19 protein-coding genes are annotated in these 21,695 nt (G+C 69.8%); 12 read left to right on the top strand and 7 right to left on the bottom strand.

Translation table 11 applies throughout. The features are described from left to right. Positions 1-91: 91 nt before the first annotated feature. Both M3Q35_RS43610 and M3Q35_RS43615 read right to left on the bottom strand, forming a co-directional pair. The gene (locus M3Q35_RS43610; protein ID WP_273938451.1) at positions 92-916 is read right to left on the bottom strand and encodes an MBL fold metallo-hydrolase; all 825 of its coding nucleotides are present in this window, start codon (positions 914-916) and stop codon (positions 92-94) included. Continuing rightward, positions 913-1,662 (bottom strand): 2-phosphosulfolactate phosphatase, encoded by a 750-nt coding sequence (locus M3Q35_RS43615; RefSeq protein WP_273938452.1) that lies wholly within the window; start codon positions 1,660-1,662, stop codon positions 913-915. The genes M3Q35_RS43610 and M3Q35_RS43615 overlap by 4 nt, the downstream gene beginning before the upstream one ends. A gap of 79 nt (positions 1,663-1,741) precedes the next feature. Here M3Q35_RS43615 and M3Q35_RS43620 point away from each other — a divergent pair, with 79 nt between their 5' ends. After that, entirely contained in the window at positions 1,742-2,215 is a 474-nt protein-coding gene (locus M3Q35_RS43620) for a ribose-5-phosphate isomerase (RefSeq protein ID WP_273938453.1), read from the top strand. Beyond that, positions 2,215-3,021: an Fpg/Nei family DNA glycosylase gene (locus M3Q35_RS43625; protein ID WP_273938454.1), complete on the top strand. Its 807-nt coding sequence runs from the start codon at positions 2,215-2,217 to the stop codon at positions 3,019-3,021. Before M3Q35_RS43620 ends, M3Q35_RS43625 begins: the two co-directional genes overlap by 1 nt. A gap of 70 nt (positions 3,022-3,091) precedes the next feature. On the opposite strand, the gene M3Q35_RS43630 is transcribed toward M3Q35_RS43625, so the two are convergent. Both M3Q35_RS43630 and M3Q35_RS43635 read right to left on the bottom strand, forming a co-directional pair. After that, entirely contained in the window at positions 3,092-3,937 is an 846-nt protein-coding gene (locus M3Q35_RS43630) for a hypothetical protein (protein WP_379794548.1), read from the bottom strand. A 326-nt stretch (positions 3,938-4,263) separates the two neighbouring features. Continuing rightward, positions 4,264-5,487 carry a GNAT family N-acetyltransferase gene (locus M3Q35_RS43635; RefSeq protein WP_273938455.1) on the bottom strand — a complete coding sequence of 408 codons (1,224 nt, stop codon included), beginning with the start codon at positions 5,485-5,487 and terminating at the stop codon, positions 4,264-4,266. Between the two features lie 130 nt (positions 5,488-5,617). On the opposite strand from M3Q35_RS43635, the gene M3Q35_RS43640 reads away from it, so the two are divergent. Next, positions 5,618-5,986 (top strand): nuclear transport factor 2 family protein, encoded by a 369-nt coding sequence (locus M3Q35_RS43640; RefSeq protein ID WP_273938456.1) that lies wholly within the window; start codon positions 5,618-5,620, stop codon positions 5,984-5,986. A gap of 53 nt (positions 5,987-6,039) precedes the next feature. Here M3Q35_RS43640 and M3Q35_RS43645 read toward each other — a convergent pair whose 3' ends face one another. Next, positions 6,040-9,174, bottom strand: coding sequence for an efflux RND transporter permease subunit (locus M3Q35_RS43645; RefSeq protein WP_273938457.1), 3,135 nt, complete (start codon positions 9,172-9,174; stop codon positions 6,040-6,042). Positions 9,175-9,334: 160 nt separating this feature from the next. Here M3Q35_RS43645 and M3Q35_RS43650 point away from each other — a divergent pair, with 160 nt between their 5' ends. The 5 genes from M3Q35_RS43650 (at position 9,335) to M3Q35_RS43670 (ending at position 15,358) form a co-directional block, all read left to right on the top strand. Continuing rightward, entirely contained in the window at positions 9,335-9,784 is a 450-nt protein-coding gene (locus M3Q35_RS43650) for a MarR family winged helix-turn-helix transcriptional regulator (RefSeq protein ID WP_273938458.1), read from the top strand. Between the two features lie 673 nt (positions 9,785-10,457). After that, positions 10,458-12,599 carry a hypothetical protein gene (locus M3Q35_RS43655; protein WP_273938459.1) on the top strand — a complete coding sequence of 714 codons (2,142 nt, stop codon included), beginning with the start codon at positions 10,458-10,460 and terminating at the stop codon, positions 12,597-12,599. Positions 12,600-12,614: 15 nt separating this feature from the next. Beyond that, the gene (locus tag M3Q35_RS43660; protein ID WP_273938460.1) at positions 12,615-13,778 is read left to right on the top strand and encodes a S53 family peptidase; all 1,164 of its coding nucleotides are present in this window, start codon (positions 12,615-12,617) and stop codon (positions 13,776-13,778) included. A 24-nt stretch (positions 13,779-13,802) separates the two neighbouring features. Further along, entirely contained in the window at positions 13,803-14,375 is a 573-nt protein-coding gene (locus M3Q35_RS43665) for a flavoprotein (RefSeq protein WP_273944699.1), read from the top strand. Between the two features lie 32 nt (positions 14,376-14,407). After that, positions 14,408-15,358 (top strand): phosphotransferase, encoded by a 951-nt coding sequence (locus M3Q35_RS43670; RefSeq protein WP_273938461.1) that lies wholly within the window; start codon positions 14,408-14,410, stop codon positions 15,356-15,358. Position 15,359: 1 nt separating this feature from the next. Here M3Q35_RS43670 and M3Q35_RS43675 read toward each other — a convergent pair whose 3' ends face one another. Then, on the bottom strand, positions 15,360-15,713 hold the full coding sequence (locus M3Q35_RS43675; protein WP_273938462.1) for a VOC family protein: 354 nt from the start codon (positions 15,711-15,713) through the stop codon (positions 15,360-15,362). A gap of 120 nt (positions 15,714-15,833) precedes the next feature. Here M3Q35_RS43675 and M3Q35_RS43680 point away from each other — a divergent pair, with 120 nt between their 5' ends. Further along, positions 15,834-17,582: a proline--tRNA ligase gene (locus tag M3Q35_RS43680; RefSeq protein WP_273938463.1), complete on the top strand. Its 1,749-nt coding sequence runs from the start codon at positions 15,834-15,836 to the stop codon at positions 17,580-17,582. A gap of 24 nt (positions 17,583-17,606) precedes the next feature. Here M3Q35_RS43680 and M3Q35_RS43685 read toward each other — a convergent pair whose 3' ends face one another. Next, positions 17,607-18,608: a DUF8017 domain-containing protein gene (locus tag M3Q35_RS43685; protein WP_273938464.1), complete on the bottom strand. Its 1,002-nt coding sequence runs from the start codon at positions 18,606-18,608 to the stop codon at positions 17,607-17,609. Between the two features lie 99 nt (positions 18,609-18,707). Between M3Q35_RS43685 and M3Q35_RS43690 the strand changes: the two genes are divergently transcribed. Genes M3Q35_RS43690 through M3Q35_RS43700 form a run of 3 tightly spaced genes read left to right on the top strand, consistent with a single transcriptional unit; the run spans position 18,708 to position 21,685 of the window. After that, the gene (locus M3Q35_RS43690) at positions 18,708-20,066 is read left to right on the top strand and encodes a type I glutamate--ammonia ligase (protein WP_273938465.1); all 1,359 of its coding nucleotides are present in this window, start codon (positions 18,708-18,710) and stop codon (positions 20,064-20,066) included. A gap of 2 nt (positions 20,067-20,068) precedes the next feature. After that, the gene (locus M3Q35_RS43695; RefSeq protein ID WP_273938466.1) at positions 20,069-21,193 is read left to right on the top strand and encodes an amidohydrolase family protein; all 1,125 of its coding nucleotides are present in this window, start codon (positions 20,069-20,071) and stop codon (positions 21,191-21,193) included. Positions 21,194-21,211: 18 nt separating this feature from the next. Next, positions 21,212-21,685: a vitamin K epoxide reductase family protein gene (locus M3Q35_RS43700; RefSeq protein WP_273938467.1), complete on the top strand. Its 474-nt coding sequence runs from the start codon at positions 21,212-21,214 to the stop codon at positions 21,683-21,685. Positions 21,686-21,695 lie beyond the last annotated feature (10 nt).

Here is a 21,695-nt window from a genome sequence, read left to right on the forward strand (position 1 = left end):
CGCGGTCCGATCGCCGTTAGGTAACAGTTTGTCGGTCATGCCGGCGGTGGCTATCGACTGTTCGGGGCAATGCCTTCGGTGAAGGGACCTGTTACCGGCCGGAACGGTTACGCCCCGTCAATCTTCCGATGGCCCTACGGGTCGCGTCGGCCGGAAACGGTGAGTCACGGAGCACCTCCGCCAGCGTGACCGAACCGGCCGTGAGCTCGCGCGCGAGGTCGACGACAGCCGCGATGTCGGCCCGCTGCGCGGCCACGAACGCCGAGTCGACCGGATCGCCGTGCCCCGGCACGACGACCGTGTCCGGGCCGGTGAGTTCGAGCACTCCGGCCAGCGCCGTCGGCCACGACGCCGGAAACGAGCCCTCGAACGCCGGCGGCGCGCCGTTCTCCACCAGATCGCCGACGAACACCACGTCGGCGTCCGGCACCCGCAGCACCAGGTCGTGGTCGGTGTGCCCGCGGCCGAACTGTGCAATCTCGACGATTCTTGCGCCGAGGTCCACGGTCGTCGGCTCCGACACCAAGGTGTCGGGCAGGACGATTCGGGTGTCGCGGATGGCCTTGGCGATGTCCGGCCGGTTCTCCGTCTTGTAGTGCGCGGACCACTTCTCCTTGTCCTCCGCGCCGTCGATGACGAGCTCGTCGACGCAGTTCGGGTGGGCCAGCACCGGGCAGGGCAGGAACGCCTGCGTGCCGAAGGCGTGGTCGAAATGCGCATGCGTGAGCACGACGGTCCACGGCAGTGGCGTCACGGCGCGCACGGCCGCCGCCCACTCGGCGCCCTGCACCTCGTCACCGCCGGTGTCCACCACGAGGCAGGCGTCGTTGCCGACGACCAGCCCGAGTGACAGATCCAGCTCCTCGTGTCGACGGACGTGCACTCCGTCGGCGACCTCGATCCAGCGCGCGCTCATGTGGACAGTCTGTTGGTCAGCACTCCGTCATGGAGCACCGGTGCACACGAACTGCTGCCGACCGCCGCGGCCAACTCGACGTCGGCGGCATGCCCGGCCGCCGTCAACTCGCGGCCTGATGTGCAATCGCGGAGAAGTTTTGCAATCTTCTCGAGTTCGTACGAGAAGCAGCTCGCCGCCAACCTGGTCTCCGGTGACGCGCTGCTGGAGTCCGTCGCCAGCAGCGCAGCGGCCACGGCGCCCGCGCCGAGGAAGTCTTCGATCCCGGGCCGGAGCGGACCAGCGGTGACGCCCCAGCGCTCGCCGGCCGGCACGATGCCGATCGGCTCTCGTTTTGAAATCTTCTCCACTTCGCACGCGACGGCCGCGGCGTTGCGCAGGCAGGCGGCGAACACGGTCGCGCCGGCGGCCGCGGCCTGCGCGCACAACGTCGCCCCATTGGGTGACGGCAGCGCGAGCAGTGTGCCGGCCGGCAGGTCGAGCAACGACGACGGCCGCAACGTCCACTTCTGGTCGCCGGCAACCACCGCCCCGGCCGCACGTGCGGAGGAAATCGTACGAACATCTCCACTTTTCACCGGCAGTACTCGACCGCCACGCCCCAGCGCGATGTCGACTGCGGTGGTGAACGACAGCACGTCGACGATGACCAGCACCGCGCAACTCGACGCCAGCGCCGCGACGCCCTGCTCGCCCCACTCCAGCCGCAGCCGATACCCGTCCTGTCGGAACACGTCTGCACTCACTCGACGGAGTGTGCGGCGCACCTCACGTACCGGCAGCTGAATTACTCCCCGCCGCCTCCCGAATGGCAAACTCTGACCCGTGCGCGTCTACCTTGGTTCCGACCATGCCGGCTACGAGCTGAAGTCCCACCTGGTCAAGCACCTCGCGGCCAGCGGTCACGACGTGGTCGACATCGGCCCCGCCGTCTACGACTCCGAGGACGACTACCCGGCCTTCTGCATCGCCACCGCCAGCCGCGTGGCCGCCGACGAGGGCAGCCTCGGCGTCGTGATCGGCGGCTCCGGCAACGGCGAGCAGATCGCCGCCAACAAGGTGCCGGGCATCCGGGCCGCGCTGGCGTGGAACACCGAGACGGCGAAGCTGTCCCGTGAGCACAACAACGCCCAGGTCGTGGGCATCGGCGCCCGCATGCACAGCCTCGAGGAGGCCACCGCGATCGTCGAGGCGTTCGTGGCCACGCCGTTCTCCGGCGCCGACCGCCACCAGCGCCGTATCGACATCGTGGCCGAGTACGAGCGGACCGGCGTCGCGCCGGAGCTGCCGACCGCCTGATGCCAGAAGGCCACACGCTGCACCGGCTCGCCCGGCTCCATCAGCGCCGGTACGCCGGGGAGAAGGTGCAGGTCAGCAGTCCGCAGGGCAAGTTCGGCGGCGCGGAGTCGGTTGACGGGCGGGTCCTCGAGCGGGCCGAGGCCGTCGGCAAGCATCTGCTGCACCGGTACGGGCCGGACGCGACCGTGCACGTCCATCTCGGCTTGTACGGGACGTTCACCGAGTTCGACCGGCCCGAGCCGGCCGTGACCGGCATGGTTCGGATGCGCATGCTCGGCGAGACCCACGGCACCGACCTGCGTGGGCCGACCGCGTGCGAACTGCTGACCGATGACGAGGTCGACGCGTTGTTCGCCCGCCTCGGGCCCGATCCTCTGCGCCGGGACGCCGATCCGGAGCGGGCGTGGCGGCGGATCTCGAAGTCGCGGGTCTCGATCGCCGCGCTGCTGCTCGACCAGGCCGTGTTGGCCGGCGTCGGCAACGTCTACCGCGCCGAGGTGCTCTTCCGGCACGGCATCGCCCCGATGCTCGCCGGCAAGCAGCTCGACCGCGAGCAGTGGGACTCGATCTGGGCCGACCTCGTCGACTTGATGCGCTACGGCGTGAAGGTCGGCCGGATCGACACCGTCCGGCCGGAGCATGACCCGTCGGTGACCGGCCGAGCTCCGCGTCAGGACCGGCACGGCGGCGAGGTGTACGTCTACCGCCGCACCGGCCAGCCGTGTCTCGTCTGCGGAACCCCGGTGGCAACGAAGGACCTGGCCGGCCGCAACCTTTATTGGTGTCCTACCTGTCAGCCTGCCTGAGCGGTCGGCAGCAGAATACAAAAATGCCCCGGGACGAACGTCCCGGGGCATTGTCAGCTCTGCTCAGCGGTTACCAGTTGTCGCCGCCGCCCCAGTCGCCGCCGCCGCCGAAGTCGCCGCCACCCCAGTCGCCACCGCCGCCGTCCCAGCCGCCCTGGTCGCCGCCGCCCCAATCGCCGCCACCCTGGTCGCCGCCGTTCCAGTCGGCCTGCTGGCCCTGGTCGCCGCCGAAGTCGCCGAAGCCCTGGCCGCCGTCGAAGGCGCCGTCCATCCCGCCGCCGTAACCGCTGTCCCAACCGCCGACGGCGTAAGGAATCGAGTGCATGCCGGAGAACATGGCGTTGAACAGCAGCCCGGCGCCGATGCCCCACGCGCCGGCGACGAGGGCGGGCTTCCACCACGGCTCGCTGTACCAGCCCTGAGGCACGGGACGGCCGGCGACGTAACCGCCGGGGTAGTAGTGCGGGGTGCCGGCGCCGGGGATGGCGGATGCCTCGTACTCGTGGCCCTCGACCTCGACCCGGCGGTCGCCGGTGACCTTGCCGGCCTTGCTCTGGCCGTTGAGGTCGGGCAGCTCGGGACCGGGGTCGAGGCCCATGGCCTCCCGCGCGGCCCGCACGTAGTACAGGCCCTCCTGCGCGGTCTGGGTGACCAGCCGGCACTGCTCGGCGGTACGGGCCTGCTCCATCTGCGAACCGGCGGCGTTGTAGCGCTCGCCGGCGTCGGCCAACGCCTGCTTGGCGGCGTCGTTGGTGCCGGTCAGGTTGAGCACCTGGCCGCCGAGCCGCTCCACCCAGCGGCGGGCGTCGGCCTTGGCGTCGTCGAGGCGCTGGCCGTTCTGCGCGCGCTGGCGCATCACGACAACGACCACGCCGATGATCACCACCAGCAGGATCACGACGAGGAACGTGGTCACAGCGCCTCCCGGCTTCCAACGAGGGTGAATCCGTCGCAAACGGACAACGGGAAAGCTACCGCCTCGGTTCCTGACGGGCCGCGCGAAGGGTGTGACCGAGCTTGCGAGGGAACCATCCAGCACAGGGACCTGGGCCTGTGACCCGGCGGACACCTACTTCCGGGTCGCGCCGGGGGACCGCCCGGCCCAGTAGGCCCCGAGCAGGCCGACCACGACCACCGCGACAAGGTAGGTGCCCATCACGTCCTCCTTCTTGTGGCTACGTGACGATCAACGGGCCTGCGCGCGGCGTGAGTTCCGGTAACCGGCTGTCGATTACCTGAAGGTCAGAACAGCTCGGGGCAGTGGGGCTGGTGGTCGCCGGCGAACGCCCGCGACGCGGCACGGGCCGTGCCCGGCGTCAGCTCGCGAATGCGCTGCGCGGCAACGAGTTCCTGCACGGTCGTGCCGCCGAGGAACACCGCGCCGAGCTCGCGGACGTCCAACGCCAGGTCGGGTTGGGCGTCGGTGCGGGTGACGGCGGCCGGCCCGTCGGCCTCGGCGACGAGCCGCCAGGTGCCGGCGTTCCATGGACAGAGGGCGTCCTCGACCGCCAGCACGACGTCGACCGCCGCTGAGTACGTGCGCAGCGGCAGCGCGCGGTCGATGTCGATGATTCGGACCCACAGGCCGTCGCCGACGGTCCGGTTGTTGTCGGTGGCGTCCTTGAGCATGTGGATGATCGGGTCGTCGGTGGCTCCCTCGGCCCGAACCGTTGTGGTCAGGTCGATATCGAGCAGGTACCGCCACAGCGCCGCGTACGCCTGCGGGGTGGTGCCGAGAATCTCCCGGGTGTGCACCTCGTGCTCGGGCTTGCGGGACTCCCACTTCCGCTTCACCTGGTAGATGGCGTAGCCCTCCGGATGGAGGGCGTAGCGCCACCTGGTCAGGCCCTCGCTCAGCAGCTCCGAATCGTTCTCCGACAGGAACACCTGCCACGACGCCTTGGTCCGGCCGACCCAGCCGACGCGCGTCGGCGCGACCTTGCTGTGCAGATGGTGCATCAGCGGCAGCGCGGTTTCCTTGTCCACCTCGCGAACCCGGCCGTCACTGATATCCACAGTGGACTGGAAATCGGCGCCGCGCGGCACGGCGAAGAAGGCGCGGTGGCCGGCGAGCCCGTAGCCGAAACGACCGTAGATGTCGCCCTCGGAGGCGTACAGCGCGGCGAACGCGTCACCGGTTCCGTGCTGGGAATGCAGCTGGGCCCGCATCACCGCGGCCATGGCGCCACGACGTCGGTGATCGGGCGCGACACCGACGCAGGAGATGGCGGCGACCGGCTGCGGGCCGGTGCCGGGCAACGTCATCTGTTTGGACAGCATCGTGCCGCCGCCGATGAGCTCGTCGCCGTCGAAGGCGCCGTGCGTGCGGTGCGGCTCCAGCAGGTCGATCTCGGCCGCGACGTGTTCCGGGAGCGGGTCCTCCAGGAAAGCGCGGAAGACCAGACCGATGAACGCCGGGATCTCCTCGGCGGTGAGGGTGCGGGTCACCAGCGGCGATGCGGACATAGCCGACTTGGTACGCCGGTTCGCCGCCCCGCGCGAGTCGTTTTTTCATGACGCCGGAGGTAATCGACCGGCCGACCATCCGCTGCCAGGCTTGAGGAACCGAAGCGGGACAAGGAAAGGAACGAGGACGATGACTGACGCGAACACCGTCGTGCGGCGCTACGTGGAGATCTGGAACCAGCCCGATGGTGCACTGCGCGCCAAGGCCGCCGCCGAGCTGCTGACCGAGGACTGCCGGTTCGTCGACCCGATCGCCGACGTGACCGGGCCGGACGGCTTCGCCGCCGTCATCGGCGGCGTGCACGAGCGGTTCCCGGGCCATCGCATCCGGCCGATCGGGGACGTGGACACCCACCACGACGTGCTGCGCTTCAGCTGGGAACTGGTGGCCGACGGCGGCGGCGACTCGGTGGTGATCGGCACCGACGTGCTGACGCTGACCGGCGACGGTCAGGTCGGCGCGGTCAACGGCTTCTTCGACAAGGTGCCGGCGGCATGAAAACGACTGTGGGCCACGGAAATCCCCGTGGCCCACAGTCCTGGTCGATGTGACTACTTCGCGTCGACCAGCTCCGGCTTCTCCACCTCGGCGGGCCGGCGGTGCTTGCCCTCACGGCGCTTGCGGAACCGCTCCTTGGTGTTCTCCACCATGGTGTAGAGCGTCGGCACCAGCAGCAGCGTGAGCAGCGTGGAGCTGACCAGACCGCCGATCACGACCACCGCCAGCGGACGCGAGATGAACGCGCCGCTCTGCGTCAGGCCCAGCGCCATCGGCAGCAGGGCGAAGATCGTCGCGGCCGCGGTCATCAGGATCGGCCGCAGCCGTCGGCGACCGCCCTCCACGACCGCGTCGGCGATGCTCATGCCGTCCTCGCGGTACTTGTTGATCAGGTCCATCAACACGATCGCGTTCGTCACCACGATGCCGACCAGCATCAGCACGCCGATCAGCGAGGGAAGGCCGAGCGGGATGCCGCTGATCAGCAGTGCCGCGATGGCGCCCGTGGCCGCGAACGGGATCGAGACCAGCAGCACCAGCGGCTGCATCAGGCTGCGGAACACCGCCACCATGATCAGGAACACCAGGGCAACGGCGACCGCGAGGGCGATGCCGAGGTTGCCGAACGCGTCACTCTGCTGCTGGGAGACGCCGCCGACGCTGTAGGTGGCGCCGGCCGGCAGCTTGGTGTCCTTCAACTTCTGCGTCAGCTGGACGCTGATCGCGCCCGTGTTGGCCGAGTCGGCCGTGCCGCTGACGGTCGCGCTGCGCGAACCGTTGATGCGCTTGATCTGCGTCGGGCCGTTGGTCTGCTGGACCGTGGCCACCGAGTCGAGCCGGACCACGCCGGCCAGGCCGGGCAGCGGCAGTGCCTTGAGCGCGTCCAGGTCGGCCGGCGCGTTTCCGGTGCGCAGCACCACGTTCTCCGAGGTGCCGTTCAGCGACAGCTGACCGATCTGGCTGCCGGCCAGCTGGGCCTGCACCGCCTGGCCGATCGTCGAGTCGCTCAGGCCCTGCCGGGCCGCGAGCTGGCGGTCGACCGAGACCTGCACCTCCGGCGCGCTGTTGACCAGGTCGCTCGTCACGTCGGTGACGCCCGAGATGCCGGACATGGTCTTCTGCACGGCGTCCGAGGCGGTGCGCAGCACGTTCTCGTCCGTCGCGTTCACCACGACCTGCAGCCCGCTGCCGTTGAAGCCGCCGCCGCCCTGGGCGCCGACCGTGATCTTGCCGGCGTCCGGCAGCGCGTCGAGCTTGTCCCGCAACGAGTTCTGCACCGTGGTGAGATCGGCGCCGTCCTTGATGGTGATGGCGTAGCTGGCCTTGGACGTGCCGCTGTTGCCGCCGAAGCCGAGGAAGCCGCCGCCCGCGCCCACCGTGACCTGGTAGGTGTTGATGCCGTCGACGCCCTGGATGGCCGTCTCGACCCGCTTGGCCGCCGCGTCCGTGGTGGCCAGGCTGCTGCCGACCGGCAGCGTCTGCGAGACGTTGATGGTGTTCTCGCCCGAGCCGTCCAGGAAGTTGGTCTTCAGGCCGGCGCCCATCGCCAGCGTGCCGAACAGCACCAGGATCGCGATCACCACGGTCGTCCAGCGGCGACGGGTGGCGAACCGGATGACCGGCACGTAGATCCGCTGGAGCGGGCTGCGCAGCTCCTTGCGGTTGGCCTCCTCCGGGTCGGTGCCTTCCTTGGCCGGCTTGAGGAACCAGTACGCGAGCACCGGCACGATGGTCAGCGCGACCAGCAGCGACGCCAGCAGCGCCACCGTCACCGTCAGGCCGAACGGCGCGAACAGCTCGCCGACCAGGCCGCCGACCACGGCGATCGGCGCGAACACGGCGACCGTGGTCAGCGTCGACGCGGTGACCGCGCCCGCGACCTCACGGGTGCCGTCCAGCACCGCGCGCTTCTTGTCCTCGCCGTAGCTGAGATGGCGCTTGATGTTCTCCAGCACCACGATCGAGTCGTCGACGACCCGGCCGATGGCGATGGTCAGACCGCCGAGGGTGAGCAGGTTCAGCGAGGTCTTGGTGGTCCACAGCACGATCAGCGCGATGACCACCGACAGCGGGATGGACACCGCCGTGACCAGCGTGGACCGCACCGACAGCAGGAAGATCAGGATGACCAGCACGGCGAAGGCCAGGCCCAGCAGGCCTTCCTCGGTCAGGCCCTCGACGGCCTGGTTGACCGCAGGCGCCTGGTCCTGGATCACGGTCAGCTTGGCGTTGTTGCCGAGGTCGGTCTCCAGCTGCGAGATCTTGTCCCGTACCTGCTGGGAGATGTCGACGGCGTTGCCGTCGGGGGTCTTGGTGACCGAGACGCCCAGGCTTTCCTTGCCGTTGGTGCGGGTGATCGAGGTCGCCGTGGCCAGGCCCTCGGTCACCTGGGCGACGTCACCCAGCTTGACCGGCTGCGGCGCGGGGCGACCCGGCGTTGGCGGTGCCGTCGGCGTCAGGTAGAGGTTGCGCACGTCGTCCACAGAGGACAGTCGCTGTCCGATCTGGACGGTCAGCGTCTGACTGCCCTGGCTCAGCGTGCCGGCCGGCGTCGGCGTTCCGTTGGCCCGCAAGGCAGTGGTGATCGCGGTGGAGCTCAAACCGGCCGCCGCCAGCTTGGCGTTGTCCAGGTTGATCGTGACGACCTTGTCCCGCGCGCCGGTCACGTTGGCGTCCCGGACGCCCGTGATGCCCTGTAGCTCCGGCAGCACCGTGCTGGTCAGCTTGGCGGCGAGCTGCTGCTGGTCGGCGTCGGAGGAGGCGGCCAGCACGATCACCGGCAGATCGTCGGTGTTGCCGACGATCACGTTCGGCTTGACGTTGGTCGGCAGCTGCGCGGCGATCTGGTTGACCGCCTGCGACATCTTGTTGACCGCGTTGTCCAGGTTCGTGCCGAAGTCGAACTGGACGGTGACCGAGGACGAGCCCTGGCTGGAGGTCGAGGTCAGCTGGGTCTGGCCGGGGACGCTGCGCAGCGCGTCCTCGATCGGCTTGGTGACCTGGTCCTGCACGATCTCCGGCGATGCGCCCGGGTACTGGGAGACCACGACCGCGGCCGGGAAGGCCAGCGAGGGCAGCAGCTGTCTTTGCAGCGACGGGATCGCCCACGCGCCGAAGCCCAGGGCGATGAGCGCCACCAGGGCCACCAGGCCGCGGTTGGCGAGGCTGAGTCTGGTCAGGAAGGTCATGGCAGCTCTCTGCGGAATTGGTTAGCCTTGTCCTAATATTTGGCCCAAGGCTAACAGTGCGATCGGCCCGGTCGCTGAGCTTTCTCTCAGGTTCGAGGGGATGGCTGGAATTGCTCCGGGCCGTCACAACGGCGTGACGAAGGGTGATCGGTAACCGTCCATGGAGGACAAAGAGCAGCTCATCGCCAGCATCGCCGCGACGCAGCGGTCGCTGGGCCGCGTCTTCGGCGCGGCGCGGGCCAACCCGCTGATGTCGCTCAACCTGACCATGCGGCAGCTCAAGGTGCTGCTCACGCTGGCCCGACGCGGTCCGCTGGCCGGGCACGCGCTCACCGCCGAGATGGGCGTGAGCTTGGCCACCGTCACCGGCATCGTCGACCGGCTCGCCGCGCAGGGTCTGGTCTCCCGCCGTGAGGACCCCACCGACCGTCGGGTGCGCCTGCTCGAGCTGACCGCCGAGGGTCGCAAGCTCGTCGGCAGTGTCATGGACGCCGGCAATGCCCAGTACCGCCGGCTGCTCTCCCGCCTGGAGGTCGAGGAGCTCCGCCTGCTCGACGGCCTCATCCGCCGCATGGCCGAGATCGCCGCCGAGGAGTTCCCGGAGGCGTGATCCGGCACTGCCGATGCTGATGAGTGGTGTTCACATCAGCGGGGGACTTCGTGCGGTCCGGAGAAGTTTTGCATTCCGGAGCAGTTTTGCGGCGCGGAGGAGTGTGTCAACGCGGAGGAGTTGGTGCGGACTGGAGGAGTTTCGCGGTCCGGACGAGGTTGGCGGTCTGGAGGAGTTTCGCAGTCTGGACGAGCCCGCTCGAGTTGAGGAGTTCGTGCGATCTGGAGAAGTCTTGCGGGCCGGACGAGTGTGCCAACGCGGAGGAGTTCGTGCGGACTGGAGAAGTCTTGCAGTCCGGATGAGTTCGCCAGAGTCGAGGAACGCGTGCGTTCTGGAGGAGTTTTGCAGGCTGGACCAGTTCGTCAGAGCTGAGGACTTCGTCGGCCTGGGCCAGTTCGGCGGCGGACGTGTGAACTGCTCGACTTTGGCAAAGTGGTTGTGAACTGAGTTCACAGGCATCTTGCTGCGGCTGGTCGAGCGCGGGCGGCCGTTCGGATCTGACACGGCTGTCATCACTGGTCTGTCCGAGTGGAAGCGACCGTCCCTCAGGCAACGGGATGTGGTTGAGCGTGTACGAACCGTCGTGATGCCCGTTCGCGGGCGTCGACCCGTGTCCATGGCGACGGAGGGGAAACCTATGCGGCATACGGACGGTGGTCGTCGATCTCCCTGGTTGCGCAGAACACCGGCGGTGCTGGGTGTCGCGGCGGTGGTGGTGACTGGTCTGGCCCCGGCGGCGGGGGCGGAGACGGTCACGACCGCGGACACCATCCACACGGTGACGCTGGTGACGGGCGACCGAGTGGTGGTGCAGGACGTCGGCGGTCGGCAGACGGCGACGGTGGTGCCGAGGCCGGGGTCGAGCGGCGACTTCGTGAACCAGCGCATCGACGGCGACCTCTACGTCATGCCGGCGACGGCGCTGCCGTATCTGGGCAGTTCGCTGGACCGGTCGCTGTTCGACGTGTCGGCGCTGATCCGGGACGGCATCACGGACCAGGTGCCGGTGCAGGTCACGGCCAACGCGGCAACGGCCAACGTCCCTGGAGTGCAGGACGGGAAGGTGACGGCGGAGTCCGGCGCGGCGTTCGGGGCGGCGCTGGCGGCGCAGGCCGGACGTGACGCCAAGAACCACTTCGCCGACCGGGGACCGCTGTTCGGCACGGTCAGCCAGGTGCGGTTGGCCGCGCCGGGGGCACCGCAGCAGGTGCACCCGAACTTCCCGATGCACACGGTTCGAATCCTGACCATGAACGGCGCGAACACGCCGGTGGACGCGGCGCTTGGCGTCATCAATACGAACGATGGTCGCAATTTCAACGCCTTCCCGTACAGCACGGCGGGCGAGGCGAGGGTGAGCGTGCCGGCGGGTGACTACGGCATGGTGGCGTGGTTCCCGACGTTCGACTCGGCGGGCCGGGTGACGTCGGTGCGGGTCGTGGTGCAGGACATCGTGGTGACGAGCGACCAGACGGTCACGATCGACGGCAGCAAGGCGACGTCGCAGATCACCGTGAGCACGCCGAAGCCGTCGAACCTCACGTCGGAGTCGCTGGAGTACTTCCGCAGCGCGCAGACGATGGGGTCGCAGGGCTACGGGTTCGGGGTGGGCAACGGCACGGCCTTCGTGGCGCCGTCGGCCCCGGCGAAGGTCGGCGGATTCCACTTCAACGTGCTGACGCACAGCGAGTCCCCGGCCGGCACGACCACCCCCTACAGCTACGACCTGAAGATCGACAATGACGGGGCGCTGGCGGCGAACCAGCACTACAAGGTGTCCGCGGACCAGGTGGCCACGCTGAAGGAGAGCTACTACAGCGACAAGCCCCGGCAGGAAGGCATCGCGCGGATCATCTTCCTGCCCTACGAGGTGTTCGGCTTCGGCCAGTTCGCCCCGTTCGGGGCCCCGTTGCAGCGCACCGAATACGTGCTGGGCAGCCCCGATCTGGTCTACAGCGACGCACTGCTGGCCAGCATGACCACCGGAGGCGGTTTCACCCCGGGAGGTTTTCGCAATTTCGCCGCGAATACGACAACGCCCATCGAGTGGCTTCGCGGCCCGCTGGCCCCGGGCCTGAGCACGCCGCCGGCGGGCACGACCTCATGGCTGTGCTCGGCCTGCCGGCGTGACGACACGATCCGCGTCACCCTGGTGCCGGTGCTCGACAGCAACGGCCACGGCCTTTACCTCGATCCCCCGGCCACGGGCACGGTGTCGACCTCGCACTTCCAGCTGCTGTCCGGCGGCAAGGCGCTGATCGACGGCAAGGACGTGGTCGGCGGCGAAGCGACCGCCCCGGCGGCGCAGGCCGACTACAAGATCGTCTACGACCAGACGCGGACCGCGCCGTGGTTCCACCAGTCCACGGTCAGCCACAGCGAATGGACGTTCGGCTCGGCCCACTCCGGCGCGCAGACGGTGCCGAACGGCTGGCTGTGCGACCCGATCACCGGCAAGGCGACCGACTGCTCAGCGCTGCCCATGGTCACGGCGTCCTACCAGCTCAAGGCCGGTCTGGACGGCAACGCGCCGGCCGGCCCGGACCAGGTCGTGGTCACGTTCGGGCACGCCCCGGGCGGCCAGAACCTGCCGTTCCAGAAGGCCGACATCCAGGTGTCCTTCGACGGCGGCGCGACGTGGACACCAACCTTCCTGGCCGACCTCGGCGGCGGCCGCTACCGGGCGCAGTGGACCAACCCGGCGTCGACAACGGGCGGCGACGTCTCGTTGCGGGTCAGCGCGACCGATGTCGCCGGCAACTCGCTGACCCAGTCCGTCACCAGCGCGTTCTCCGTGCCGGGTGCCCAGAGCTGACCAGGGGGAGTCACGATGAACCGATTTCGAACGGCGCTCCTCGCCGGCGCATTACTGACGCTCGGACTGCCGGCCATCGCCGGGGCCGCGCCCGACACGACGATGCACGCCGCGTGCCCGGCGACGGTGTCGACCACGCCGACCATGCACTGCTTCGCGCTCTACCGCACGGGACACAGCTTCGGCGTCAACGCGACGCCGGACGGCTACGGGCCGGCGGATCTCAGGGACGCGTACAAACTGCCGCAGACCGGCGGCGCGGGGCAGACGATCGCGATCGTCGATGCCTTCGACAATCCCAACGCCGAGGCCGACCTGGCCAAGTACCGGCAGCAGTTCGGGTTGTCGGCGTGCACGACGGCGAACGGCTGCTTCAAGAAGGTGAACCAGCGCGGCGCCGCGACTCCGCTGCCGGAGGGAAATCCGAACTGGGGCGTGGAAATCTCCCTCGATCTGGACATGGTGTCGGCGGCCTGCCCGGACTGCCACATCCTGCTGGTCGAGGCGGACACGCCGTCGTCGGCGAACCTGGGCGCGGCCGAGGACACGGCGGCGGCGTCCGGCGCGAGCGCGATCTCCAACAGTTACGGCTCGGACGAGTACAACGGCATGGACGTCGACGCCAAGCACTTCCAGCACGCGGGCGTCGCGATTCTGGCCTCCAGCGGTGACTTCGGCTTCCAACCGGCGTCGTTTCCGGCGTCGCTGGCCAACGTCATCGCGGTCGGCGGCACCACGTTGACCAAGGCTGACAACGCCCGTGGCTGGACGGAGACGGCCTGGTCGCGGGCGGGCAGCGGCTGTTCGGCGTGGATCCCGAAGCCGGCGTGGCAGCACGACGCCAACTGCGGGATGCGAACCGTCGCCGACATCTCGGCGGTCGCCGACTCGGATCCGGGCCTGGCCGTGTACGACACGTACGGGCTGGGCTCGTCGGCCGGTTGGATCACGGTCGGCGGCACCAGCGCGTCCTCGCCGTTCATCGCCGGGGTGATCGGGCTGGCCGGCAACGGCAGCCAGCTGACCGACGCGTCCTCGCTCTACGCCCACGCCGACAAGCTGTTCGACGTGGTCGGCGGCGAGAACGGGTGGTGTGGCGGCGACTACCTGTGCACCGGCCAGCAGGGTTACGACGCCCCGACCGGCGTCGGCTCACCGAACGGGTTCGGCGCCTTCTAGCCTGGCCGGGTGGCTGAATCTCCCATGCTCGGTGTGGTGGCGTCCGGCGCGGGCGGCGTCGAGGGCCTGTTCGACGAGCTCGTCCGTCCCGCGCTGGACGCCGGCTGGCGGGTCGGCGTCACGCTGACGCCGACCGCCGGCCGGTGGTTCCGCGACGCCGGCCTGGTCGCCGAGATCGAGGCGGCCACCGGACTTCCGCTGCGCGTCGAGTCGCGGCTGCCGGGCGAGCGCAAGCCGCATCCGCCGGTCGACACGTACGTCGTTGCACCGGCCACCGCCAACACCGTCGCCAAGCTCGCGCTCGGTTTCGGCGACAACCAGGCGCTCACGCAGGTTTCCGAGGCGATCGGCACCGACGGTGTCGAGGTCGTCGTCTTCCCCTGCGTCAACGCCGCCCATGTCCGGCATCCGGCCTGGTCCGGGCACGTCGCCGCGTTGAAATCGGCCGGCGTGCGGCTCGTCGACGGCCCGGACGTCTGGCCGCTGACGGAGCCACGATCGGGGGAATGGCACCCGATTCCGTGGCAAGCGGTGCTCGACGCGGTCAACGCGACCCGCGGCGTCCACCGCCCGGGTGACCCGGTATGGTCCCCGTAAGATGATCAGGTGACCTGCTGGGGGCGGCCCTCGTGACTGCCATCGTGGACGGCTCCCGCCACACCCGTCCGACCTGGGCCGATGTGCCCGGTCGGGTGCGCGAGGTCATCGAGGCCAAGATCGGCGCGCCGGTGGTGCGCGCGCTCAGCCAGGCCGGCGGCTTCACCCTCGGCCTCGCCTCCCGACTGCTGCTGGCCGACGGCCGCCGCGTGTTCGTCAAAGCGCTGCCGGCCGATCATCCGCTGGCCGGCGCGTACCGCTCCGAGGCGTCGGTGGTCTCCCGGCTGCCGGAGAATGTGCCATCGCCGCGACTGCTGCACGTCGTTGAAGGCCAGTGGATCGCGCTAGTACTCACCGATATAGATGGTGGCGAGCCCAACCTCCGCCCCGGTTCGGGCGATCTCGCCGCGGTGCTGTCGGCGCTGGGCAGTGCCTCGCGGACACTGACGCCGTGCCCGCTGAGTGACGTGCCGAGCGTGCTGGACGATCTGGCCCCGATGCTGTGCGGCTGGACGTCTCTGCGGTCGGCCGCGGCGCGCGATCTCGACCCGTGGGCCCAGTCGAACCTGGATTCGCTGGCCGCGATGGAGACTGCGTGGCAGCCGTGGGCCGAGGGCGACACGCTGCTGCACAACGAGTTACGGGTGGACAACATGATCCGGCGGGTCGAGGACGGCCGGGTGCTGCTGGTCGACTGGTCCTATCCGTCACGGGGCGCGGCGTGGCTGGACACGGTGACGATGGTGCCGCAGCTGATCATGGCCGGGCACGCGCCGGCCGACGCCGAGCGCCTTGTGCTTGGCCGTCCGGTGCTGGCCAAGGTGCCGGCCTGGGCGATCACCGGTTTCGCCGCGGCGCTGGCCGGACGCTGGGAGCTGTCCAGCCGGCTGCCGGAGCCGACCGGCTGTGTCGGGCTGCGGCCGTACCAGTCCCGCGCGGCGGCCGCGGCGCTCGCCTGGATCGTGCACCGGACCCGGTGGTAGCTCAGCCGTTGCGGGAGCCGACGCAGAACTCGTTGCCCTCGGGGTCCTGCAAGACGCTCCAGGCCATGCCCGGGTACTTGAACTCCTCGACCAGGGTGGCGCCCAGCTCGACCAACCTGGCCACCTCGGCCGGCCGGTCGGGTGTGCCCAGGTCGAGGTGAAGTCTGTTCTTGCCGGCACGGGGCTCGTCGACGCGTTGCAGCCCGATGTCGACGTTGTCGGTGGAGGACAGGACCAGCATGGCGCCCTCGTCGACCTCGTGGATGATCTCGGCGCCGAGCGCCGCCACCCAGAACTGCGCCAGCTTGCGGGTGTCGACGCAATCAATGGTGATCATGCGGATCCTCAGTGCCATGCGCAGACGGTAATCGGCGACAAGGCCGGATCCGGCCGTTCCCGGTAACCGGTTGGAAAGCCTGCCCTCCCGTTCTCTACGCTCTGTACTTTCATCGACCCCGCACTAGGAGTTCGAGCCGTGATCACGAGGATGTCGTCGTTGTTCCTGCGCACGCTGCGCGAGGACCCGGCGGACGCCGAGGTGCCCAGCCACAAGCTGCTGGTCCGCGCCGGTTACGTCCGCCGCGTCGCACCGGGCGGCTACTCGTGGCTGCCGCTCGGCCTGCGCACGCTGCGCCGGATCGAGCAGGTCGTGCGGGAGGAGATGGACGCGATCGGCGCGCAGGAGATCCATTTCCCCGCGCTGCTGCCCCGCGAGCCCTACGAGGCGACCAACCGGTGGACCGAGTACGGCCCCAACCTGTTCCGCCTCAAGGACCGCAAGGGCGCCGACTACCTGCTCGGCCCGACCCACGAGGAGCTGTTCACGCTCACCGTGAAGGGCGAGTACAGCTCCTACAAGGACTACCCGGTCACGCTGTACCAGATCCAGACCAAGTACCGGGACGAGGCGCGGCCCCGCGCCGGCATCCTGCGCGGCCGCGAGTTCGTGATGAAGGACTCGTACTCCTTCGACCTGGACGACGAGGGCCTTGCCCGGTCCTACCAGGCGCACCGCGACGCGTACGTGCGCATCTTCGACCGCCTCGGCCTCGAGTACGTGGTGGTGAAGGCGACGTCCGGCGCCATGGGCGGCTCGGCCTCCGAGGAGTTCCTGGCCGTCGCGCCGACCGGCGAGGACACCTTCGTCCGCAGCACCGAGTCGGACTACGCGGCCAACGTCGAGGCGGTCGTCACGCCCGCGCCCGCGGCCCAGCCGATCGACGGCAAGGCCGAGGCGAAGGTACTCGCCACGCCCAACACGCCGACCATCGCCACGCTGGTCGAGTTCTTCAACAACGCCGGTCTCGGCCGTGAGTTCACCGCTGCCGACACGTTGAAGAACGTGCTGCTCAAGACCCGCCGTCCCGGCGAGGACAAGTGGGAGCTGCTGGCCATCGGCGTGCCCGGCGACCGCGAGGTGGACCAGAAGCGGCTGGAGGCGGCCCTGGAGCCGGCCGAGGTCGCGATGCTGGACGAGACCGACTTCGCCGCGAACCCCTTCCTGGTCAAGGGCTACATCGGCCCGAAGGCGCTGCTGGACAACGGTGTGCGCTACCTGGTCGACCCCCGCGTGGTCACCGGCACCGCCTGGATCACCGGCGCCGACCAGGACGGCCACCACGTGATGGACCTGGTGGTGGGCCGCGACTTCGTGCCCAGCGGCACGGTCGACGTGGCCGAGGTGCGCGAGGGCGACGCCTCGCCGGACGGCAAGGGCACCCTGGTGGCGGCCCGCGGCATCGAGATCGGCCACGTGTTCCAGCTGGGCCGCAAGTACGCCGACGCCTTCGGGCTGGACGCGCTGGGTCCGGACAGCAAGCCCATCCGGATCACCATGGGTTCCTACGGCGTCGGCGTCTCGCGGCTGGTCGCCGTGATCGCCGAGCAGTACTTCGACGACCGTGGCCTGGTGTGGCCCCGGATCGTCGCGCCGGCCGACGTGCACGTGGTCATCGCCGGCAAGGACGACGCGGTCCGCGAGGGCGCCGAGAAGCTGGCCGCCGAGCTGTCGGCCGCCGGCATCGAGGTGCTGCTGGACGACCGCAAGGCCTCGCCCGGCGTGAAGTTCGCCGACGCCGAGCTGATCGGCGTGCCGACCATCCTGGTCGTCGGCCGCGGCCTGGCCAGCGGCGTCGTCGAGATCAAGGACCGGGCCACCGGCGAGCGCGGCGACGTCCCGGTGGACGAGGCCGTGGCGCAGCTGGTCAAGCTGGTCCGGGGCTGAGCCCGAGCGGCCCGGCGGCTGGGTTCAGCCGCTGGGCCGCATCGACGTCATGATCTTCATGGCGTCGTCGTCGGTGAGCGCGTTGGGCACGCCCTGGTCGGCGAACAGCACCAGGATCACCGAGCCGGTGTCGGAGGTCTTCACCGCCGCGGCGTAGACCTTGGCCTTCGGCGGCGTGCACGGATTGGTCGACTTCGGCGTGGTGATGTCGACGACCGACAGCGTGGCGCTGACCTTGCCGTCGGAGATCTTGATCTGCTTGGCCGGCTCGGCCTGCACGTCCGGGGCCTGGCCCGAGTCCGACTTGTAGGCCACGGTCGCCCAGTGCTTGGCCGTGTCCGGCGCGGACTGGTCGGGGCCCTCGGTGTCGTTCGCGGTGACGGCGGTGCCGGCCCGCACCGAGCCGGCCTGCCCGGCGCAGTAGCCCTTCAGGTAGTACGCGGCGCCGGTGCCGGTGACGAAGTCACCGTCGGACGGGCCCATGCCGGCGATCGCGTCCGGGTCGTCCTTGGTCCACTGCGTCTTCGGCACGTCGTAGGCCACGTTGCGGCGGTTGGACACCGCGACCTGCCAGCCCGGAACCCGTGGATCGAGCGGCTTCTTGCCGGTCGTCGTGGTCGGCGCCGGCTGCTGCGTGCGCTCGCCGGCCTGTAGTTGCCCGCTGCGGCCCAGCAGGATCACCGTCGTCACGACGCCGGCCAGCACCAGCACGCCGACCAGCGTCAACACGATCGTCAGCGTGCGGCGGTTGCGCGGCGGCGGGCCCTGCGGCGGCTGCTGGTACATGCCGAAGCCGCCGTAGTTGGACTGGTACGGCTGCTGTTGGTACTGCTGCGGCGGCGGTTGCTGCTGGTAGCCGGGGTACTGCGGCTGGCCGTAGTTGTAGCCGGGATATTGCGGCTGTTGCTGGGCCTGCTGCTGGCCGTACGGCTGCTGCTGATACCCGGGAACTCCCTGCGGCCCCGAGGAGTCCGGCCCGCCGGCCTGGCTGTCCCCGTAGCCCGATCCACCGCTCGGCCACGTCACGGCCGCAAACGCTACCGGTTGGGCAGTCTTCTGTCAGACGACCTGCGGCAATACCTGGTGGGACTGGTGCGGGGGCAGTGGTCCGGGTACTACTCGTGCATGGCGACCAACGAGACCATTCCGGCGGATGTCCCCGAGGTCGACCCACTGGTCGAACGGCTGCGGGCCCAGGACGTCGAGGTGGTCGCGCTGTCCTTCGTGGACAACGCCGGCATCGCGCGGGTGAAGACGGTGCCGCTGCCCAAGTTGGCGGCCGCCGTACGGTCCGGCGTCGGGGCGTCGCCGTGCTTCGAGACCTTCTGCTTCGACGACATCATGGTGCAGGGCCGGTTCCTCGGCGGTCCCGACGGCGACCTCCGGCTCGTGCCGGACCTGGCCCGGATCGTGCCGCTGGCCGCGCAGACCGGGTGGGCGTGGGTGCCCGCGGACAAGTTCCACCAGGAAGGCGGCCGGTTCGAAGCGTGCCAGCGTGCCTTCGCGGCGGCGCAGGTCGAGGCGGCCGCGGCGCGTGGGCTGGAGCTGCGGATGGCGTTCGAGACGGAGTGGGCGCTGCTGACCCCGTCCGGCGAGCCCGTCTTCGACGGCCCGGCCTATGGCTCGATCCGACTGGAGCAGATCGCCGACTACAGCCGTGAGCTCCTGGCTGTGCTGCGCGCGCAGGACGTCAACGTCGAGCAGTTCCACCCCGAGTACGCCGCCGGGCAGCTGGAGGTGTCGGTCGAGCACAACGACCCGGTCGGCGCGGCCGACGACGTGCTGCTGGTCCGGCACACCATCCGGCGGGTCAGTCACCTGCACGGGTGGCGGTCCAGTTTCGCCCCGGTGCTCACCCCCGACGCCGTCGGCAGCGGCGCACATCTCCATCTGTCCGTTGTGGACCAGTTCAGCGGCGGCGGCGGTCCGTTCGGGTTGCCGCCGGTCGGCGAGGCGTTCCTGGCCGGGGTGTTGCGTGAGCTGCCGGCGCTCGTCGCGGTCGGCGCCGGCAATCCGGCCAGCTTCCTGCGCGCGGCGCCGTCGCGGTGGGCCGGCGTCTGGCAGGCGTGGGGCCGGGAGACCCGGGAGGCGGCGGTCCGGTTCATCACCGGCGTGGCCGGCCTCGGCGCGACGGCCGCCAATGCCGAGGTGAAGTGCTTCGACGCGACGGCCAACCCGTACCTCGTGGTCGGCTCCGTCATCGCCGCCGGTCTGGCCGGCGTCGACGAGGGACTGCGGCTGCCGCCGCCCATCACGGGGGATCCCGCAAATCTGGAGGAAAGCGTACGAATTGCTGCCGGTGTGCAACGGCTGCCGGAATCGCCGGCGGCGGCCGCAAACGCTTTCGCCTCGTCGAAGGTGCTGGCCGAGGCGATGGGGGAGGTGCTGCACGACAGCGTGCTCACCGTCCGCCGAGGGGAAGCCGAACGGTTCGCCGACGCGTCGCCGGCCGAGTTGGCCGCGCTCACCCGGTGGCGGTGGTAGCCGTGGTGACCGACGACCTCGTGCTCGTCGACCAGCACTGCCACGGCGTCGTCGCCGGCGACCTGGACCGCGGGCAGTTTGCTGGACTTTTGACAGAATCCTCCAGTTTTCACAACTCCTTCGAGTCGATGCTCGGGCTGGCGGTGCGTCGGTGGTGTGCGCCGCGGCTCGAGTTGCCGGCGCACTGTTCCATCGACGAGTACCTGGACCGCCGAGCCCAGTTGGGCTGGCGGGAGGTAAGTGCAAAATTGCTCGGTTCTGTCGGCGTGGGGTCGTGGCTGCTGGACACCGGCCTGTCGCCGGCCGACACGCCGCTGACCAAACCGGAGGAGTTTGCACATCTCGCCGGCGGTGACACGTTCGAGGTGCTTCGCCTGGAGGCCGTCGCCGAGCAGGTCGCGGCAAAAGAAGTCGAAGTTGCAAATTTCCTCGAGTTCGTCGAAGCCGAGGTGCGTGCCGGGGTCCAGGCCGGTGCCGTCGGACTGAAGAGCGTCGTCGCCTACCGGACCGGTCTCGAACTGCCGGCCGAGCCGCCGACCGACGTCGAGGTCGCGGCAGCCGCGAGCGCGTGGCTGCGGTGGGGCGGCCGGCGGCTGGACGACCCGATCCTGCTCGCGTGGCTGGTGCACCTCGGCGTGCGAATCAGTGCGGAATTGAAAATTCCTCTGCAGTTGCACACCGGGTTCGGCGACGACGACGTCCGGTTGCACCGCGCCGACCCGGCGTTGCTCGGTGACTTCCTGAACGCCACCAAGTCCACCGGTGCAACCGTTGCGTTGCTCCACACCTGGCCCTTCCATCGCAACGCCGGCTATCTCGCACATGTCTTCCCACATGTGCTCGTCGACGTCGGGTTGGCCGTCCCCTATGTGGGTGATCGTGCCGGCGCGGTGCTGGCCGAACTGCTGGAGCTCGCCCCGTTCCGGTCGGTCTGCTTCTCGTCCGACGGCTACGGCCTGCCCGAGCTGCACCATCTCGGCGCCTCGCTGTGGCGGCGGGCGCTCGGCCGGCTGATCGACGACTGGCTGGCCGACGACGTCCTGACCGTCGCCGACGCCGACGCTTTCGCGGGCAACTTTGCCGCGGGCAACTGTTGCCGCGCGTACGGCCTGACCCCGCCCGCGTGATCCACGTATCCTGCGACCATGTCCGCAGGCACCCAGGCGTCGGAGTCGACGAGCGCCTACCCGAGGTGGCTGGTCGTCAGCACGCTGGTGCTGTCGCTGGCCGGCCTCGCCGTGGCGATCTACATGACGATCAGCCACTTCACCGACAACGCCGCCCTGGTCTGCCAGGTCAACGCCGTGATCGACTGCGCGCAGGTCACCTCCAGCCCGCAGTCGTACGTGTTCGGCATTCCGGTCGCGGTGCTCGGGCTCGTCTACTTCGTGCCGATGACCGTGCTGACCAGCCCCTGGGCCTGGCGCTCCGAGTTGCCCGCCGTCCGATTGCTGCGGCTGGCCGGCGTCGGCGTCGGGCTGCTGTTCGTGGTCTACCTGGTCACCGTCGAGCTGGCCGTCATCGGCAAGATCTGCGAGTGGTGCACCGGCGTGCACGTCATCACCATCGCGCTGTTCGCACTCGTCGTGGTGGGTGAATACCGCTCAAGGCCCGCGTAGCCCCTGTTGA

The organism is Kutzneria chonburiensis (assembly GCF_028622115.1).
GTDB classification, from domain to species: domain Bacteria; phylum Actinomycetota; class Actinomycetes; order Mycobacteriales; family Pseudonocardiaceae; genus Kutzneria; species Kutzneria chonburiensis.

What these genes read in the sequence shown, in the direction of transcription:
- M3Q35_RS43610 (WP_273938451.1), bottom strand. Translation starts at nt 916, where the DNA reads ATGAGCGCGCGCTGGATCGAGGTCGCCGACGGAGTGCACGTCCGTCGA.
- M3Q35_RS43625 (WP_273938454.1), top strand. Translation starts at nt 2,215, where the DNA reads ATGCCAGAAGGCCACACGCTGCACCGGCTCGCCCGGCTCCATCAGCGC.
- M3Q35_RS43635 (WP_273938455.1), bottom strand. Translation starts at nt 5,487, where the DNA reads ATGTCCGCATCGCCGCTGGTGACCCGCACCCTCACCGCCGAGGAGATC.
- M3Q35_RS43640 (WP_273938456.1), top strand. Translation starts at nt 5,618, where the DNA reads ATGACTGACGCGAACACCGTCGTGCGGCGCTACGTGGAGATCTGGAAC.
- M3Q35_RS43645 (WP_273938457.1), bottom strand. Translation starts at nt 9,174, where the DNA reads ATGACCTTCCTGACCAGACTCAGCCTCGCCAACCGCGGCCTGGTGGCC.
- M3Q35_RS43650 (WP_273938458.1), top strand. Translation starts at nt 9,335, where the DNA reads ATGGAGGACAAAGAGCAGCTCATCGCCAGCATCGCCGCGACGCAGCGG.
- M3Q35_RS43660 (WP_273938460.1), top strand. Translation starts at nt 12,615, where the DNA reads ATGAACCGATTTCGAACGGCGCTCCTCGCCGGCGCATTACTGACGCTC.
- M3Q35_RS43665 (WP_273944699.1), top strand. Translation starts at nt 13,803, where the DNA reads ATGCTCGGTGTGGTGGCGTCCGGCGCGGGCGGCGTCGAGGGCCTGTTC.
- M3Q35_RS43675 (WP_273938462.1), bottom strand. Translation starts at nt 15,713, where the DNA reads ATGGCACTGAGGATCCGCATGATCACCATTGATTGCGTCGACACCCGC.
- M3Q35_RS43690 (WP_273938465.1), top strand. Translation starts at nt 18,708, where the DNA reads ATGGCGACCAACGAGACCATTCCGGCGGATGTCCCCGAGGTCGACCCA.
- M3Q35_RS43700 (WP_273938467.1), top strand. Translation starts at nt 21,212, where the DNA reads ATGTCCGCAGGCACCCAGGCGTCGGAGTCGACGAGCGCCTACCCGAGG.